14 protein-coding genes are annotated in these 16,733 nt (G+C 71.9%); 8 read left to right on the top strand and 6 right to left on the bottom strand.

All coding sequences use genetic code 11. The features are described from left to right. Positions 1–67 precede the first annotated feature (67 nt). Positions 68–598: a TetR/AcrR family transcriptional regulator gene (locus tag ACWD0F_RS10600; RefSeq protein WP_449873989.1), complete on the top strand. Its 531-nt coding sequence runs from the start codon at positions 68–70 to the stop codon at positions 596–598. Between the two features lie 41 nt (positions 599–639). On the opposite strand, the gene ACWD0F_RS10595 is transcribed toward ACWD0F_RS10600, so the two are convergent. The 5 genes from ACWD0F_RS10595 to ACWD0F_RS10575 form a co-directional block, all read right to left on the bottom strand. After that, on the bottom strand, positions 640–1,539 hold the full coding sequence (locus tag ACWD0F_RS10595) for a diacylglycerol/lipid kinase family protein (protein WP_449873987.1): 900 nt from the start codon (positions 1,537–1,539) through the stop codon (positions 640–642). A 140-nt stretch (positions 1,540–1,679) separates the two neighbouring features. Beyond that, on the bottom strand, positions 1,680–3,080 hold the full coding sequence (locus ACWD0F_RS10590) for an RICIN domain-containing protein (protein WP_449873985.1): 1,401 nt from the start codon (positions 3,078–3,080) through the stop codon (positions 1,680–1,682). Between the two features lie 99 nt (positions 3,081–3,179). Beyond that, positions 3,180–4,514 carry an ABC transporter substrate-binding protein gene (locus ACWD0F_RS10585; protein WP_449873983.1) on the bottom strand — a complete coding sequence of 445 codons (1,335 nt, stop codon included), beginning with the start codon at positions 4,512–4,514 and terminating at the stop codon, positions 3,180–3,182. 50 nt (positions 4,515–4,564) lie between these two features. Beyond that, a complete protein-coding gene (locus ACWD0F_RS10580) occupies positions 4,565–5,467 on the bottom strand; it encodes a carbohydrate ABC transporter permease (RefSeq protein WP_449873981.1) in 903 nt (300 codons plus the stop codon). Positions 5,468–5,469: 2 nt separating this feature from the next. Next, positions 5,470–6,345 (bottom strand): carbohydrate ABC transporter permease, encoded by an 876-nt coding sequence (locus ACWD0F_RS10575; RefSeq protein ID WP_449873979.1) that lies wholly within the window; start codon positions 6,343–6,345, stop codon positions 5,470–5,472. A gap of 181 nt (positions 6,346–6,526) precedes the next feature. Here ACWD0F_RS10575 and ACWD0F_RS10570 point away from each other — a divergent pair, with 181 nt between their 5' ends. The 4 genes from ACWD0F_RS10570 (at position 6,527) to ACWD0F_RS10555 (ending at position 11,629) form a co-directional block, all read left to right on the top strand. Next, entirely contained in the window at positions 6,527–7,624 is a 1,098-nt protein-coding gene (locus tag ACWD0F_RS10570; protein ID WP_449873977.1) for a LacI family DNA-binding transcriptional regulator, read from the top strand. 373 nt (positions 7,625–7,997) lie between these two features. Beyond that, on the top strand, positions 7,998–9,092 hold the full coding sequence (locus tag ACWD0F_RS10565; protein WP_449873976.1) for a HesA/MoeB/ThiF family protein: 1,095 nt from the start codon (positions 7,998–8,000) through the stop codon (positions 9,090–9,092). Then, the gene (locus ACWD0F_RS10560) at positions 9,089–10,345 is read left to right on the top strand and encodes a hypothetical protein (protein WP_449873974.1); all 1,257 of its coding nucleotides are present in this window, start codon (positions 9,089–9,091) and stop codon (positions 10,343–10,345) included. The genes ACWD0F_RS10565 and ACWD0F_RS10560 overlap by 4 nt, the downstream gene beginning before the upstream one ends. 105 nt (positions 10,346–10,450) lie before the next feature. Further along, positions 10,451–11,629 (top strand): low temperature requirement protein A, encoded by a 1,179-nt coding sequence (locus tag ACWD0F_RS10555; protein WP_449873972.1) that lies wholly within the window; start codon positions 10,451–10,453, stop codon positions 11,627–11,629. Here the strand turns inward: ACWD0F_RS10555 and ACWD0F_RS10550 are convergent, their stop codons facing one another. Further along, on the bottom strand, positions 11,630–14,284 hold the full coding sequence (locus tag ACWD0F_RS10550; RefSeq protein WP_449873970.1) for an AAA family ATPase: 2,655 nt from the start codon (positions 14,282–14,284) through the stop codon (positions 11,630–11,632). A 172-nt stretch (positions 14,285–14,456) separates the two neighbouring features. Between ACWD0F_RS10550 and ACWD0F_RS10545 the strand changes: the two genes are divergently transcribed. The 3 genes from ACWD0F_RS10545 to ACWD0F_RS10535 all read left to right on the top strand — a co-directional run bounded on the left by ACWD0F_RS10545 (position 14,457) and on the right by ACWD0F_RS10535 (position 16,733). Continuing rightward, the gene (locus tag ACWD0F_RS10545; protein WP_449873968.1) at positions 14,457–14,873 is read left to right on the top strand and encodes a ribonuclease domain-containing protein; all 417 of its coding nucleotides are present in this window, start codon (positions 14,457–14,459) and stop codon (positions 14,871–14,873) included. Positions 14,874–14,881: 8 nt separating this feature from the next. After that, the gene (locus ACWD0F_RS10540; protein WP_449873966.1) at positions 14,882–15,241 is read left to right on the top strand and encodes a barstar family protein; all 360 of its coding nucleotides are present in this window, start codon (positions 14,882–14,884) and stop codon (positions 15,239–15,241) included. A 106-nt stretch (positions 15,242–15,347) separates the two neighbouring features. Next, positions 15,348–16,733: an alpha/beta hydrolase domain-containing protein gene (locus ACWD0F_RS10535; RefSeq protein ID WP_449873964.1), complete on the top strand. Its 1,386-nt coding sequence runs from the start codon at positions 15,348–15,350 to the stop codon at positions 16,731–16,733.

The raw sequence follows: 16,733 nt of genomic DNA, 5'->3' as shown, positions 1-16,733 counted from the left end.
AATTCCGCTTCCGGTACGCCACGGTACAGTAACCTGAAGGTGGAATTCCGGTTAGGGGGTGGACCTCATGCGGGCCGACGCGCGGCGCAACCGCGAACGCATCGTGACGGCGGCGCTCGACCTGTTCACCGAGCGCGGGCCGGGCGTCTCGATGGACGAGATCGCCCAGGCGGCCGGGCTCGGTGTGGGCACCCTCTACCGCCACTTCCCCGATCGCCGCGCCCTCGTGGACGACCTCGCCGCCGGCACGCTCACCGACCTGCGGGCCCACCTCCGCGCCCGGATCGGCGAGCCCGGCCCTAGCTGGGACGTGCTGCTCAGCGTCGTGCGCTACTGCACGGGGCAGCCGCTGGCGCTGATCACCTCGCTGGCCGGCTCGCCGCCGGTGCCGCCGTCCCGGGCGGAGCTCGTACGGGAGATCGACGAGCTGCTCGCGGGCATCGCCCGGCGGGCGCAGCAGGAGGGGTCGATCCGCAGCGACATCACGCCGGAACAGATCGTCGCCCTGCTCAACGTGATGGTCTGCCGCCCCGGCGCCCGGTTCGGCGACCCGCTCACCACCGTGATGCTCGACGGCCTCAGAACCGCCTCCGCCTGAGGCGCGCGCGACTCAGCCGCCTGACGCGCCGGGCGCGCCGCTCAGCCGCCTGATCCGCTGGGCGCGATGACTCGCCAGGCGCCAGGGCGCAGTGTCCAGGCCCGGTGGGGCGCGGGCGGCAGCAGCTCGCCGTCGGCGTTGGCGGGCACCGGCTCGCCCTCGACCACGACCGAGCGCGCCCTGAGGCTCACGACGTCGTGGCGCTCGCGATGCCGGCCGAGCCGCAACAACACCCCGTAGGCGGCACGGGCCCAGGGCGAGACCGCGAAGGAGACGACGACGTCGGCCAGCCCGTCGTCGGGCCGCGCGCCGGGGGCCAGCGGGGTGCCGCCGCCGATCGAGCTGCCGTTGCCGATGCCCACCATGAGGACCCGCCGGCGGCCGTCGGCGACGAGGGTGCCGTCCACCCGCACCTTCGAGTGCCATCCCTGGCTGCGCATCCCGGCGAGCAGGGCGCCCACCGCGTAGGCGGCCCGGCGCAGGACCGGCTTCAGCGCGGTCGCCTGCTGCGAGGCCACCGCTCCGACGCCGACGTGCACGGCGTTCAGCACGATGCCGCCGTCGTCGTCGACGAGCAGGTCCAGCCGCCGCTCGGCGCCGTGCAGCACGACCAGGGCGGCCTCCCGCGGATCCAGCGGGATGCCGAGCGCGCGGGCCAGGTCGTTGCCGGTGCCCATCGGGATCAGGCCCACCGGCCGGGCGGCGAGCTCGTCGCGGCCGAGCAGCGCCGCCACCACCCGGTGCAGCGTGCCGTCCCCGCCGAGGACGACGGGGACGCGGCCGGGGTGCTCGGCCAGGACCCGGTCGAGGTCGGCCGGCCCTTCCACCACGCGGTCCACGACGTCGGCCTCGGCTCCGAGCGTGCGCAGCACCGTACGCCGGGTCTCCTCGTCGTCCCCGCCCGCGGCCGGGTTCGCTATCGCCAGCAGTTTGCGTGCCACGGCATCCCCTTCGATCGCCTGGCCGCTCGGTGCCCGTGATCGGCCGGGCCAAACCTGCTGCTCCCCCGGCCGTGGACCAGGTGAACATCGCGCCTGACGTGTGCTGACAAGTGATGCCGTCCGCGCCGGCCGGGTAGGGGTCAGGAGGTCCGCCAGCGCTGATGGCTGCCGCCCGTGCAGGTGTAGAGCTGCACCAGGGAGCCGTTGGCGGTGGCCGCCTGGTTCACGTCCAGGCAGAGGCCGGACTGCGCGCCGCGGATCGTCCCGTCGGCGTTGAGGGTCCACCGCTGGTTGGCGCCGTTGTTGCAGTCCCAGATGTCGACCTTGGTGCTGTTCGTGGTGCCCTGGCCGTAGGCGTCCAGGCACTTGTCGCCGTACACGGTGATCTGGCCGGTCGCGGTCCTCGTCCACTGCTGGTTGGCGCCGCCGTTGCAGTCGTGGATGGTGAGTTGCGTGCCGTTGACGCGGGTCGCGCCGGGCACGTCCAGGCAGCGGCCGGAGCCCACGCCGCGCAACACCGTGGCGCCGGCCGTCACGCCCCAGGCGTGCTTGAGGCGGTCGACGCCACTGCTGTTGGGGGTGGCGAGCGTCAGGTTGACGCCGCTGCCGCCGAGGGTCTGGAGCGTGTACGGGTCCCCGCTGCGCAGGCCCGGCCAGTAGATCGCGCCCATCCCGAGGGCCCGGACGGTGTCGGTGTCGGCACGCAGGTACCGGACGAAGTTGTCGGCGCTGCCCGCGTCGTTGTAGTCGAGACCCGTGGTCATCGGCGCGCCGAACTCGTCCAGGACGGTGCGCGCGGCGCACGAGCCGATCCGGTTCCGCAGGTCGGTGACCCAGTCGGCGTAGGTGTGGGTGCCCCAGAAGCCGTAGTGGTGCAGGGACAGGAAGGTCCCGTTGAGCCGGCTGTCGGCGCAGACGGTGGTGACGTCGTCGTTGTAGCCGCTGCCGCTGACGAAGATCCGGTTCGCGGGCACCGAGGGATGGGCGGCGATCCAGCCCGCCGCGGTGTCCGCCCAGCCGCTCGCCGAGTAGCCGAACGGCTCGTTCATGGGCTCGAAGTAGACCAGGCCGTTGGCGCCGTACTTGGTGATGATGGTGTTCCACATCGTGGTCCAGGCGGCCGGATCGTCGATCCGGCCGTCCTTGGCCGCGGTGCCCTCCCAGTAGCTGAGGACGACCTTGAAGCCCTTGGCGGTCGCGGCGTCGACGGCCCCCGTGTACGCGTTCCACCAGCTTGTGCCGACGGAGTACGGATTGACCGGCAGCCTGACCGTGTTGGCGCCGAGGTTCGCCTGGAAGCCGGCGATGACGGCGTCGGCCTTGGCCCGGACCGTGGCATAGCCGTCGGAGACCGACAACCCGGAGGGGATGACGGGGTCGTCGGCGTAGTTGTCTCTGGGGTCGGCCCAGTTCACGCCCCTGAACTGGGCCGTGTCGGCGGCGGCCGGGGCGGCGCCGGTCAGCGCGGCGATCGGCACGCTGACCAGCGCGGCGGCCAGCGCGGCGAGCGAGCGGCGTAAGGTGCGAGATGAGTGCGGCATCGTGCTCCTTCGGTGGAGGGCGACAGCGCCGCTGATCCCGGTGCGGCCGCCGGGGGTGCGAGCCCTGCCGGGGCCGGCAGGGCTGGGCACTGCGTGGGCTCACTGCATGCTGAAGCCCTGCTCCTGGCCGTACTTGATGGAGGCGTCCTGCCACGCCCGCAGGCCGTCCTGCAGCGTGGTGTCGCCGATGTAGGCCTTGCCGACCAGGTCGTTGAAGACGCTGTTGGCGTAGACCTGGTAGGGCAGGTAGGACCAGCCGCCGACGACCTGGCTCGCCGACTCGGCGAGGACCTGGTTGACCTGCTGGTCGCCGAAGTACGGGAACTTCTTGTCCTTGAAGGCCGCGGAGTTGAGATGGGCGGTGGTGGCCGGGAAGGCGCCGCCGTCCAGGCGGGTCTGCACGCCTTCGTCGACGCCGGCGTACTTGAGGAAGGCGTAGGCGAGCGTCTTGCCGGCGGCGGCCTCGGGGACGGCCAGCGAGCTGCCGCCGTTCTCGGCGGTGGCCTTGCCGCCGCTCTCCCACTGCGGCATGGGGGCGACCCGCCACTTGCCGGCCGCGGCCTTGACGCCGGTCTCCAGGTTGGCGGGCATCCAGGCCCCGATCACGAGCGTGGCGATGGTGCCGTCGCCCAGGCCCTTGTACCAGGCGTCGCTCCACCCGATGATCGGCGCGACCAGCTTCTCGCTGACGAGCTGCTGCCAGGCCGCGGTGAACTTCCGCGTGCCCGGGTCGCCGAAGTTGACGCTCACCTTGGTGCCGTCGACCGTGTAGGGCTTGCCGCCGGCCTGCCAGATCATGCTGGTGGTGAAGCCGGCGTCGCCGGTGTCGCTGGTGATGTACGCCTTGGGGTCGGCGGCGTGCAGCTTCTTGGCCGCCGCGATGTACTCCTCCCAGGTGGCCGGCACTTCGATCTTGTGCTTGTCGAAGACCTCCTTGTTGTAGAACAGGGCCATCGGGCCGGAGTCCATGGGCAGGCCGTAGATCCCGGCGCCGGTGTGGACGGAGTTCCAGGGGCCGGGGGTGAAGGTGCCTTCGAGCCCGCCCGCGCCGTAGGGCGTCAGGTCGGTGACCGACTTGGCGAGGGCGAACTGCGGCAGGGCGTAATACTCGATCTGGGCGACGTCGGGCACGCCGGAGCCGGCCTTGATCGCGTTCTGCAGGGCGGTGTACTGGTCGTCGCCGCTGCCGGCGTTGACCAGGTTGACCTTCACCTTCGGATATTTGGCCTGGAAGTCGGCGACCACCTGCTTCAGGGTCGGCTCCCACGCCCAGACCGTGATGCTGCCGCCGGCGTTCAGCGCGGCCTGCAGGTCGGTGGCGGACGGGACGGCGGGAGCGGCGGCCCCGCCACCCGGAGAGCCACAGGCGGTGGCGATCAGCGATATCGACAGTGCGGCGCCCACGGCGAGGGCGTGTCGGCGGTTTATCGTCATGGATGTCCCTTTCATGGGTGTACCTAGGGGACGGTCGGTCGCGGCGCCGGTTACTCCTTGACGCTCCCGGCGGCCAGGCCCGACTGCCAGTACCGCTGGAGCAGCAGGAACGCCGCGATCAGCGGGACGATGGTGAGCAGTGAACCGGTGATCACGAGGTTGAAGATGGCCTCGCCGCCCGTGGTGGAGGCCTGGGCGTTCCAGTTGTTGAGGCCGAGCGTGAGCGGATACCAGGCCGGGTCCTTCAGCATGATCAGGGGCAGGAAGTAGTTGTTCCAGGTCGCGACGACGGTGAACAGCAGGACCGTGACGATCCCGGGCGCCAGCAGGGGCAGGCTGATGCGGAAGAACGTCTGGAACTCCCGCGCCCCGTCCACCCGCGCCGATTCGAGGATCTCGTCCGGCACGGCGTCGGCGGCGAACGTCCACATGAGGTAGAGCCCGAACGGCGAGACCAGCGACGGGATGATGATCGCCCACGGGGAGTTGGTCAGGCCCATGCTGGAGAACATCAGGAACGTCGGCACGGCCAGCGCCGTGCCGGGCACCGCGACGGCGCCGATGACGACGGCGAACACGGCCCTCTTGCCGGGAAAGTCGAACTTGGCCAGCCCGTAGCCGGCGATCGTGGCCAGCAGGGTCGCACCGCCCGCGCCCACGACCACGTACAGCAGGGTGTTGAGCAGCCAGCGGGTGAAGATGCCGCCGTCGTAGGTGAAGGTGCCGGCGATGTTGCGCAGCAGCGCGAAGTCGGTGTCGAACCACAACCCGAACGAGCCGAACAGCCCCTCCTGCGTCTTGGTCGCGTTGATCAGCAGCCAGGCCAGCGGAAGCAGCGCGTAGAGGAGCATGATCGCGGTCAGGACGGTCAGCGTGACACTGCGCCGGCGCCGCGGTGACGGGGGGCGCCGGCGGATCACCAGCGGGCGGCGCGCGCGGGCGGTGGCGGTCATGATCAGGGCCCCTTCCGCATGCCGCGGAGCTGGACGACGTAGGCGATGATCATCGTGATCACGCCCATGACGATGGCGACGGTCGCCGAGTAGTTGAACTGCTGGCCGCTGAAGGAGAGCGAGGCGGCGTAGAGGTTCGGGGTGAAGTAGGTCGTGATCGTGTTCGGCGCCAGGTTCTTGAGGATGCTGGGCTCGTTGAAGAGCTGGAAGCTGCCGATGATGGAGAAGATCGTGGCGATCAGCAGGGCGCCGCGCAGGGCGGGCAGCTTGATCGCGTAGACGATGCGGAGCTGGCTCGCGCCGTCGATCTCCGCGGCCTCGTACAGGGAAGGATTGACCACGCGCAGCGCCGAGTACAGGATCAGCATGTTGTAGCCGACGAACTCCCAGGTCACGATGTTGCCGATCGCGGCCAGGATCAGATCGGCCGACAGGGGGTCGGGCAGCGAGAATCCGAACGCGTCGTTGAGGTTGCCGACCAGGCCGAACCGGGTGCCGTACATGAAGCCCCACATGAGCGTGGCGACCACGGCGGGCACGGCGTAGGGCAGGAACACCGAGATGCGGAAGAAGCTCGTGCCGTACAGCCGGCCGCTGTCGATCGCGAGCGCCGCCAGCAGCGCCAGGAACAACATGATCGGGACCTGCACGATCAGCAGGAGCGCCACGTTGCCGGCGGCCGACCAGAACTGCGGGTCGCCCACCGCCTTGAGGTAGTTGTCGGCGCCGACGAAGGTGGTCCCGCCGATCAACTGGGTGCGGAACAGGCTCAGATAGATCGAGTACGCGATCGGCGCCAGGAAGACGAGCGCGAACGCCGCCAGGAAGGGCCCGACGAACCGCCAGCCCGTCCACGATCGCCGCCTCGTTGCCGGCACCGGTTGACTCCCTCCGCCGCGATGTTTACGTAAACATCCCGCTCGAAAGGTGCCCACCGAGAGTCGCCGGCGATGATCCCACCGTTATGTTTACGTAAACGTTCGTGCGGTATCGTGGCACCGGCCACACAGGCCGTCAAGGTTTCCCCGACGTTAACGGGCCGCTTCGAAGGTAGGCACGGTGGACGCGATCAGCGGGGGCGACGGACGGCAGCGGCACGACGCCGTCGGCGTCGCGCCGCGCGGCGGATCGAGCGTCCCTGGCGGGCGCCGCAAGCAGCGCGTCTCCATGGCCGACGTCGCCAAGCTGGCGGGCGTCTCGTCGCAGACCGTGTCCCGGGTCTCCAACGGTCATCCCGGCGTGATCGACTCGACCCGCGAGCACGTGCTGGCCGCCATGAGCGAGCTGGGCTACCGGCCCAACAGCGCCGCCCGCGCGCTGCGCTACGGCCGGTTCAACACCATCGGCGTCATCCTGTTCAGCCTGGCCTCCACCGGCAACAGCCGCACCGTGGAGGCCATCGCCACCCACGCCGCCGCCGAGGGGTACGCCATCACGCTGATCCCCATCGACGTGCCGACCCAGGACAACGTGCTGGGGGCGTTCACCCGGATGGGCGAGCTGGCCGTGGACGCGGTCATCGTCATCATCGAGATCCACCTGCTCGACGCGGGCACCGTGACCCTGCCGCCCGGGGTGCACGTCGTGGTCGTCGACTCCGACGCCGGCGACCGCTACAGCGTCGTCGACACCGACCAGGCCGACGGGGCCCGGCGGGCCGTCCATCACCTGCTCGACCTGGGACATCAGACCGTCTGGCACGTGACCGGGCCGCCGGCGTCCTTCGCCGGCCAGCGCCGCGCCCAAGCCTGGCGCACCACGCTCGAAGCGGCCGGCCGCCCGGTGCCGCCGCCCCTGCACGGTGACTGGTCGGCCGAGTCCGGCTACGCCGCCGGTCTGGTGCTGGCGGGCGAGCCGGGGTGTACGGCGGTGTTCGCCTCCAACGACCAGATGGCCCTCGGCCTGCTGCGAGCCTTCCACGAACGCCGGCGGCCGGTGCCGGACGAGATCAGCGTGGTGGGGTTCGACGACATCCCCGACGCCGCCTTCTTCGTCCCGCCCCTGACCACCGTGCACCAGGATTTCGCGGAGGTGGGGCGCAGGTGCGTGCAGCGCGTGCTGCTCCAGATCCGCGAGCACCAGACCTCGCGGCCGGGCACCGACCTCGTCCCGGCCCGCCTGGTCGTACGGAGCAGCACCGCCGCCCCGAAGCGCTGAACCTGCTCGTTCGGAGCACCGCGCTCAAAATGTGCCCGCCGACCTGCGGATGGCTGCATTCCCCCCAAACTATCCTTGATCCACTCTTTCATCACCGAACCGGACTGGTTAAGATCCACGATCAAGCGCGCAGCCCGCCGCGCCGCAGCCTCATAGGCACGGGAGGCATTATGCAGAACCAGGAACAGACCGTCGAGAACACCCAGGCGACCAAGAAGGTCAAGCTGCAGATCAAGCGGCTGGAGAAGGTCGAGACGACCGTCCTCCGCGAGGCTGGCTGACCCATGGAGCAGCGGCCGGTCAGGCATCGCCTGACCGGCCGCTGCGCTTTCCTCACCGCTCCTGTTCCAAGGTTCCACGTGAAGAGGCCGCTGTGCGTCTACCTCGCATCAAGAGTGTTCACCAGCCCCTGGCCATGCCGGGGGACCGCATCATCATCGGCCTCATGCAGCAGGGCATCTCCTCCGAGATCCAGGACGACGCGGACGGCTCGATCGCCAGGCTGATCGTCCTCATGGACGGCACCCGGACCATCGACCAGATCTGCGCCGCCTTCGCCGAGACGCATCCCGACGTCGACCCGCAGGACGCCCGTGACGTCGTCGAGGGCCTGATCGACAACGGGTTCGCGGAGGACGCGGGCGCGCCCCTGCCCGCGGCGCTCACCGAGCGCGAGGCCGCCCGTTACGAGCCGGCCAGGCACTTCTTCTCCTGGATCGACCCCACCGCGCGCGAGTCGCCGTACGACGTCCAGGCCGGCATCAAGGGCGCGACCGTGGGCCTGCTGGGCCTCGGCGGCACGGGCTCGGCGGTGGCCGCCGCGCTGGTCTCCAGCGGCATCGGCGCGCTGCGCGTCGCCGACTTCGACGCGGTGGAGGAGCCGAACCTGACGCGCCAGCTCATCTACAGCGAGGGCGACATCGGCCGGCCCAAGGTGGACAGCACGGTGGAGCGGCTGCGCGCCATGAACAGCCTGGTCGACGTGACCGGCATCACGATGAAGGCCGGTTCGTCCGGCGACATCGCCGAGCTGATGGAGGGATGCGACGTGTTGGTGCTCTGTGCCGACGAACCGCATCCGGACATCATGTACTGGACGAACGAGGCGGCGCTGCGTACCGGCACGCCGTGGTTCGTCAGCTTCTACACCGGCCCCATGGCCGTCGTCGGCTCGCTGATCCCGCACCAGACCGGCTGCTGGGTCTGCCTGCGCCGCCAGGAGGACCAGCGCGAGCTCAACGCGCACGGCCGCCCGCTCACCCCCGACCGCCCGAACGCCGTGATCGCCGCCAGCGCCAACATCAGCGGCCACCTGTGCGCCCTGGAGGTCATGTACCACCTCGGCGGCCTGCCCACCCAGGCCCGCGGCCGCATCTTCCACTGGAACTACGCCATGTGGGACCACTCCTACTTCATCGACATCCCCCGCTACGACGACTGCCCCACCTGCGGCGCCGCGCCATCATGACCACCACGCTGATCACCGCCGAGAGCCGCGTCGGCTTCCACCGGCTGATCACCCGTCCGGACGACGACGATCCGGACGTCATGGTGGTCGGCCGCGCCGAGATCGGCGAGTTCGTCGAGCTGCCCGCCGTGTACAGCGAGGCGATCCGGCTGCTGAGCGAGGGCCACACGGTCGGCTCGGCCGAGGAACGCGTGGCGGCCGAGCAGGGCGTGGAGATCGACGTCGCGGAGCTGGTCGAGGCCGTGACCGAGCTGGGCTTCGTCCGCTCGCTCGACGAGCGGCCGGTGCCCGATCCCGCCGCCGGCGCGGCGCGCAGCCACTTCCCGTGGCTGACCGAGCGGCACGTGGCCTGGCTGTTCAGCCGGCCGATGAAGCTCGTGTGGCTGCTGATCGTCGGCGCGGCGCTGGTCACCTTCGCCGTCCAGCCCCAGATGTTGCCGCACTACGAGGACTTCTTCTGGGGCGACTACGTCGGCCTCACGGTGCTGGTCAACACGGTGCTGATGTCGGCGGCCATCAGCGTGCACGAGCTCATGCACCTGACGGCGGCCCGCTCGCTGGGCGCGCCGGGGCGCATCGGGTTCGGCACCCGGCTGCACAACCTGGTCGTGCAGACCGACGTCACCGGCGTGTGGGGGGTGCCCAGGCGGTCCCGCTACCGCGTCTATCTGGCGGGGCTGGCGTGGGACCTGCTCCTCGTGGCCGTCATCACCCTCCTGGTCGCCTACGCTCCGCTCCCGGCCCTGGCCGCGGCCGTGCTCAAGGCGCTGGTCGTGTCGGTGCTCATGACCATCCCGTTCCAGCTCCAGGTCTACATGCGCACCGATCTGTACTACGTGCTGCGCGACCTGCTGCGCACCCGCAACCTCTTCGACGACGGGCTGGCCTTCGCCGGGCACCTGCGGGCGAAGCTCTGGGCGGCACTCAGGCGGCGTCCCGGGCCGCAGGAGGACCCGACGGCCGGGCTCCCGCAGCACGAGCGGCGGGCGACCCGGATCTACGCGGTGTTCCTCGTCGGGGGAGCGGTCATCAGCCTCGGCAGCTACGCCCTGTTCACCGTGCCGATCGCCGTGGTGGCGGTGCTGCGCGCGCTCACGGCGGTCACGGACGCCTTCGCGGGCGGGGCACTGCTGCCGGCGCTGGACTCAGGGCTGCTGATCCTCGTCGAAGGCGGCATCCAGATCATCTTCTTGAAGACCTTCGTCCGCAACCACCCGCACTGGTTCCGCCGGAGGCGCGCGGCACCTGCCTGATGTCGTGAGCCGGGCCGGGCCGGGTTCCCGCGTCATGTCCGCCACAAGGGGTTTCTTGACCGATGGCGTGAGAAGATCGCAGGTCCGGCTCCGGAGGGAAGGCTCATGGCGTTGGCGGATTCGCACGACGGCGGCAGGCGGACGCCGTTGTGGCGCGGGATGACCGGGCGCGATCCGCGCGAGCCGCACCGGGCCGCCACCTCGCTGGAGCTGCTGTCCGACCTCTGTTTCGTGGTCGCCGTGGCGCAGGCCGCCGCCGGCCTTCATCACGCGCTGTCGGAGGGGCACGCGGGCACCGGCGTGCTCGGCTACGCCATGGTCTTCTTCTCCATCTGGTGGGCGTGGATGAACTTCACCTGGTTCGCCTCCGCCTATGACACCGACGACACGGCGTACCGGGTGCTGATCTTCACGCAGATGGCGGGGGTGCTCATCCTCGCCGCCGGCGTGCCGCGCGCCTTCCTGGACAAGGACTTCGGGCTGGTCACGCTCGGCTACGTCGTCATGCGCATGGCGCTCGTCCTCCTGTGGCTGCGCGCCGCGCACGGACATCCCGACGGCCGCCGGAGCGCGCTGCGGTACGCCTTCGGCGTCACCCTGGTCCAGGTCGGCTGGATCGCCCGGCTGGCCGTCGCCGACCGGTTCGGCGTGGCCTCGTTCGCCGTGCTCGTGGTCGCGGAGCTGGCGGTGCCCATCTGGGCGGAGCGCTTCCGCTCCATCACCTGGCATCCGCATCACATCGCCGAGCGCTACGGACTGTTCACGATCATCGTCCTCGGCGAGTCCATCCTCGCCGCGACCGTCGCCATCCAGTCCGGGCTCGAACGGCGGATCCACACGGCGGCGCTGCTGTCGGTGGCCGTCAGCGGCATGATCATCGTCTTCGCGATGTGGTGGCTGTACTTCACCCATCCCGCGCACCTGCTGCTGACGTCGAACAAGACCGCCTTTCCCTGGGGTTACGGCCACTACTTCGTCTTCGCCTCGGCCGCCGCCGTCGGGGCCGGCCTGGCGGTGAACGTCGACCACGACAGCGGCGAGGCGCACATCGGCGCGTTCGGGGCCGGAGCCGCGGTCGCCGTGCCGGTGGCCGTCTTCCTGGCGGCCCTGTGGCTGGTGCACGTGCGGCCACACCGTCCCGGCGCCCTGGTGCGGACCGCCTATCTCGCGGGCATCGCCGTGGTGCTGGCGACGCCGTTCACCGGGCTGCCGCTGCCGCTGATCGCGGCGGCACTGATCCTGCTCGTCGCAGCCGGTCAACTCCCCTCATCCCGGCGCGGCTGATCACGGCTCGGTCGGGGGTCGCGGCGATCGGGGGTCGTTCGCCGGCGGGTCCGCGGGGGTGATGTCGAGCAGGGCGGCGAGCTGGGCCCGGCTGCCGACGCCGAGCTTGCCGTACACCCTGGCCAGATTGTTGTTCACCGTCGCCACCGACAGCCCGAGACGCTGGGCGATGGCCCGGCTGCTGTGCCGTACGGCGAGCAGGGCCACTTCGCGCTCGCGGCGGGTGAGAACGGCGGAGACGTGGTCGTGATGGAGCAGCGGGGTGACGGCGCCCTCGCAGCAGGTGCGCAGCGTGTCCGCCCACTCCATCATCAGCGCCGCCTTGCCCGGCAGACCGGCCTGGCGGCAGGCGCGGACCGCGCACGTCGCCAGCTCGGCGGCGAGCAGATGCTGGCCGAGCGCGGTCAGGGCGGTGGCGGCGCCGGACAGTGCCTTGCCGTCGGCCTGTTTGAGCGCACGGGCGGCGCCGGCCAGCACTTGGCTCAGCGGCGTGCCGAGGACGGCGTCGAGCTGGTCGAGCCGGCGGCACTCACCCTCGCCGCCGAGGCGGAGCGTGTCGTAGCGGGCCGTCGCCTCCACCGTGGGGAGGCCGAGGCCGCGGGCCAGGTCGGCCGCGTACCGGGCGGTGTCCGCCGCGTCGGTGAGACGGCCCTCCGCCGCCAGCGTCCAGGCACCGGCGAGGGCCGTCCACGGGGCGAAGATCCGGTTGGCCGCGCCGGCGGCCTGATCGGCCTGGTCCAGCCAGGCCCGCGCGGTTGACGCCTCGCCGCCCAGGGCGGTGGCCGCCGCCAGTCCCGCCGTGAACAGGCGGGTGAGCCGGAGGGTGTCCCTGCCGTCCAGCGCGTTGACGGCCTCCCCCAGCGACGTGCCGGCGCCGGCCACTCTGCCCTGAGCGCACTCCACGAGCCCGCGGACTCCGATGTGCCCGGCCGACATCATCGGGCTCTGGCCGGACACCAGCAGCCGGTATCCCTCGTCCGCGACCGTCCAGGCCGACCGCAGGTCGCCCAGGGCCAGGAACGCCAGGCATCGCGCGACGCCGAGCTCGACCACGCCCCACGGCAGCTCCGCCTCACGCTCGCGCGCCACGGCCAGGCCGTGCTCGTGGTAGCGGGTGCTGTCGTCGGCCCGCCCGAGGAAGCCGGCGGCCGCCGTGGCCGCCGCCGTGGCCCAGATGACCGCCTGGGCGCTCGCGGACTCGGAGGCGAGGAGCCGGTCGGCGACGTCCAGGGCCGCCGCGCACCGGCCGTCGAACAGCAGGATCCACGTCCTGATCCCCTCGGCCAGGTCCTCCCCCGGCCGGCCGCGGAGCAGATCCAGCGTGCGCTCGGCCGCGGGGGCGTCGCCTTCGCCCCAGTACATCGTCTCGGCGCGGACGAGGGCCCACGGGAGCAGCTCGTCGCCGGACGGGGGCGCCTCCGGCAGCACGGCCGTCGCCTCGGCGCTGCGGCCACGGTATTCGAGCACCTCGGCGAGGAGCGCGTCGGCCTCCACCGACGGCTCGGCGTCGCGGGCGGCCCGCGCGAGCCGCTCGGCCAGCGCGAGATCCGCCCGGTCGATGGCCTGGCCGGCGCCGATCCGCACGAGGTCCGGCCGGACCACCGCCCCGCCTTCGACCTGCCAGAGCGAGGCGCGCAGCAGGTCGTCGCGACGCCGGAGCGGGGTGCCGAGCAGCGCGTCGGCGAGTTGCCACCAGAGCTGCCGCGCGCGGCCGGCCGGCAGACCGGCGCGGAGCACCTCGCCGTAGAGCGGATGCGCCAGCCGCACCTGAACGCGGTTGCCCGCGCGCTCGGACACGGCCAGCCCGTGGGCTTCGGCCTCGTCGATCGCCTCCTGGCTCGCCAGCCGCGCCAGCAGCGCCGGGGGCAGCGGCTCGCCGCACGCCAGTAATTCCAGCACCAGCCGGGCCGGCCGGCCGAGCGGGCGCAGGCGGTCGGTGAGAACGCTGCGGATCGCGCCCCTGGGGCGGTAGCCACCCGTGAGGCACCACACGCCGTGCCGCCGCCGCAGGGTGTGGTCGGTGATGGCCGACGACAACGTCTCGCGGAGCGCGAGCGGGTTGCCCGCGGCGAGGTCGCGCAGCCTGCGGCGGGTGACCCCGTCGACCTCGCCGCCGAGCGTGTGGTCGAGGAGCAGGTCCACGACGGCGCCCGGCAGGCTCGTGAGGTCCAGCCAGGGCGCCTGACCGTCCTTCCACAACGAGGTGATCGTGTCGGGTACGGGAGCCCCCGCGCGGCACGTCGCCACCACGAAGGCCAGCTCGCGCGCCGCGAGGTGACCGATCAGCGCCGCCGAGCCCGGATCCAGCAGGTGGGCGTCGTCGACGCCGACGACCACCGGCCTCGACCCGCCGTGCTCCCGCATCCGCGCGGCCGCCGCCGCCAGCACCGACAGCCCCAGACCGTCGGCGATCGGGTCCGCCGGCAGCAGGCCGGCCACCGCGCCGAACGGGATCGACGCCAGTGCGCCCGTGGCCGCCACCCAGGCGGTACGGCAGCCCTGCGCCTCCGCGAGCGCGAGGATCTCCCGGGCCAGCCGGGTCTTGCCGATGCCCGCGTCGCCCGAGATGACCACGCCCTTCGCGTCACCCCGCCGCAGGCACGCCCGGACCGTGCTCAGCTCGTCGTCCCGTCCCACGAATGGCCAGCCCCGCATGAACGCTCCCCTCCACGCGCCGGTGCGGGCTATTCGTCACACGATGGCGGACGGATGATCCGGTGGTCTCCCCGGCGAAATGTTCACCCTCTCTTGGGGAGATCCGTCGTTATTCGACTGCGGTGACTGGTAATCAGTTCGGTAACCGGCACATCGGCCGTGAGGAGGCCCCGTGCACGCTCCACAGCGCTCCCGACGACCTTCCTGGACGGTACGGCTCGCCGTCGTCCTCACCGCCGTCACCTCACTCATCGGCCTGGCCGGCGTCACCCCCGCCACCGCCACGGTCTACGACACCTGCACGATCTCCCGCTGCGCCGACGCCCGGGCGGCCACGGCGGTCTGGGCCTCCTACGACTACCCCACCACCGCCGGCTGGTACGCCTGGCCGGACAGCAGGCACAACTACACCGGCGGCCGCTTCTACAACCGCGAGGGCCAGCTTCCCAGCGGGGCCACCTACAACGAGTACGACGTCTATTCCCGGGCGCGCGGGGAGAGGCGGGACGCGTACCGGATCGTCGTCAACCGCAGCACCGGCGTGACCTGGTTCTCGCCCAACCACTACACCGACTTCCACCGGCTCTAGGGAGTCTCATGACGCGCCCTTTGCCGCCCTGGATGACGGTGTCCGCCCACCCGGCGCCGGCGGTGGTGGACGGGCGGGTCTGCCTGACCCGCGCCGCCTTCTTCGAGGAGGTGGCGCGGGCCCTGCGGCTTCCCGCATACTTCGGCCGCAACTGGGACGCGCTGACCGACTCCCTGCGCGACGCCGGCGCGGTCCACCTGGTCGTGGCGCACGCCGGCGAGCTGCTCGGCGAGGAGCCTCCCGAGCAGTTCGCCACCCTGCTGGCCGTCCTGGCCGACGCCGCCCGGGACGGCCTGACGGCGACGCTCTGCACCGACCCCGGAGACGAGACGACGCTCCAGCAGCGGGTGACCGCCGCCCTGCCCTGAAACCGCCACACCCCGGAGGGCGCCGGTGATTGTGCCGATGACGGGCGGGCGCGGAAAGGGGATCATCGGGGATGGCCGCCCGCGCGGCCCGGAAGGAGATCGCGCCATGGCGCCATTCCCCAGATCGGCACGGATCCCGGCCGCGGCACTGATCGCCGTGAGCCTGCTGCCTGCCACGGCCGCCGAGGCGGTGACCCAGGACCCGCCGGCCGTGGTCCCCATCGCGACGCCCCGGATCGAGGGCCCCCTGCCCGGGGCGCCGCCGGGCGACCCCGCCTCGCCGGACGTGGCGCAGACCTACCCGTGGCTGGCCACGGACGCCGACCTGGCCGCCGTCGGTTACGTCGAGCAGGAGTTCCATCTGTCCGGAGAGGCCGACGCCTACAGCGTGACCGGGGAACTCCTGGCTTCCGACGTGCCGTACAAGACCCGGGTCCTCGTGCGCCGGCCGGTCAGTCCCGCCCGGTTCAACGGAACCGTGCTGGCCGAGTGGCAGAACGTCACCGCCGGATACGACCTGGACGCCCTGTGGAGCCCCGACCTGGTGACGCGGGCCGGGTACGTCTGGGTGGGGATCTCCGCCCAGCGTGTCGGCGTGAACCAGTTACGCCAGTGGAGCCCCGCCCGGTACGGCGGCTTCGACGTCACCGGCGGCGGCCGCTTCATGGCCGACGAGCTCTCCTACGACGTGTTCTCCCAGGCGGCCAAGGCGATCAGGACGCCGGTGCGGCCGGACGGCGTGGCGCTGCTCGGCCGGTTGCGCGCCGGCACGGTCCTGGCCATCGGCGCCTCGCAGTCGGCCGGGCGGCTGACCGTCTACTACGACGCCGTACTGCCCAAGATCGAGAGCGTCTTCGACGCGTACGGCCAGATCGTGGGCAGCGCCCCCATCCGGGCCGGCGCCGAGCCGGTCTTCCAGGTGTTGTCCGAGACGGACGTGCGCTCGCCCGTGCGGCCTGCGGACACCGAGCGCTTCCGCCGCTGGGAGGTGGCCGGCAGCGCCCACTCCGGCTGGTTCGGCTACAGCAACCGGGTCCCGCTGCTGGCCCGCGACCTCGGCGCCGCGCCCACGTACACCTGCACCAGGCCGCCGTTCAGCCGCGTCCCGCTGCATCACGTCCTCGCCGCCGCCTACGGCCACCTGGCCCGCTGGGCGCGGCGCGGCGCCGCTCCGCCGACCGCGCCGCCGCTGGAGTTCGCCGCCGACGGGACGAAGGCGCGCGACGAGCTGGGCCTGGCCCGCGGCGGCATCCGGCTGTCGCAGGTGGAGGCGCCCACCGCGCTGAACACCGGCGACAACTCGGGAGAGACCTTCTGCGTGTTGTTCGGCACCCACATCCCGTTCGACCAGGCGCAGCTCGACCGGCTGTATCCCAGCCACGGCCGCTACGTCTCGGCCGTGGCGCGCGCCGACGCCCGCAACCTCAAGGCGGGCTACCTGCTCCCCGCCGACGCCCGCCAGAACCTGCTGGACGCCGGCGGCAAACCGTGA

It is taken from the genome of Nonomuraea sp. NPDC002799 (genome assembly GCF_053592075.1).
This window is presented reverse-complemented; position numbering and strand designations above follow the sequence as displayed.

Bases quoted from the DNA above. Each gene is read 5' to 3' on its own strand.
- ACWD0F_RS10555 (WP_449873972.1), top strand. From the start codon at position 10,451: ATGGCGTTGGCGGATTCGCACGACGGCGGCAGGCGGACGCCGTTGTGG.
- ACWD0F_RS10540 (WP_449873966.1), top strand. From the start codon at position 14,882: ATGACGCGCCCTTTGCCGCCCTGGATGACGGTGTCCGCCCACCCGGCG.
- ACWD0F_RS10560 (WP_449873974.1), top strand. From the start codon at position 9,089: ATGACCACCACGCTGATCACCGCCGAGAGCCGCGTCGGCTTCCACCGG.
- ACWD0F_RS10585 (WP_449873983.1), bottom strand. From the start codon at position 4,514: ATGACGATAAACCGCCGACACGCCCTCGCCGTGGGCGCCGCACTGTCG.
- ACWD0F_RS10600 (WP_449873989.1), top strand. From the start codon at position 68: ATGCGGGCCGACGCGCGGCGCAACCGCGAACGCATCGTGACGGCGGCG.
- ACWD0F_RS10580 (WP_449873981.1), bottom strand. From the start codon at position 5,467: ATGACCGCCACCGCCCGCGCGCGCCGCCCGCTGGTGATCCGCCGGCGC.
- ACWD0F_RS10590 (WP_449873985.1), bottom strand. From the start codon at position 3,080: ATGCCGCACTCATCTCGCACCTTACGCCGCTCGCTCGCCGCGCTGGCC.
- ACWD0F_RS10550 (WP_449873970.1), bottom strand. From the start codon at position 14,284: ATGCGGGGCTGGCCATTCGTGGGACGGGACGACGAGCTGAGCACGGTC.
- ACWD0F_RS10535 (WP_449873964.1), top strand. From the start codon at position 15,348: ATGGCGCCATTCCCCAGATCGGCACGGATCCCGGCCGCGGCACTGATC.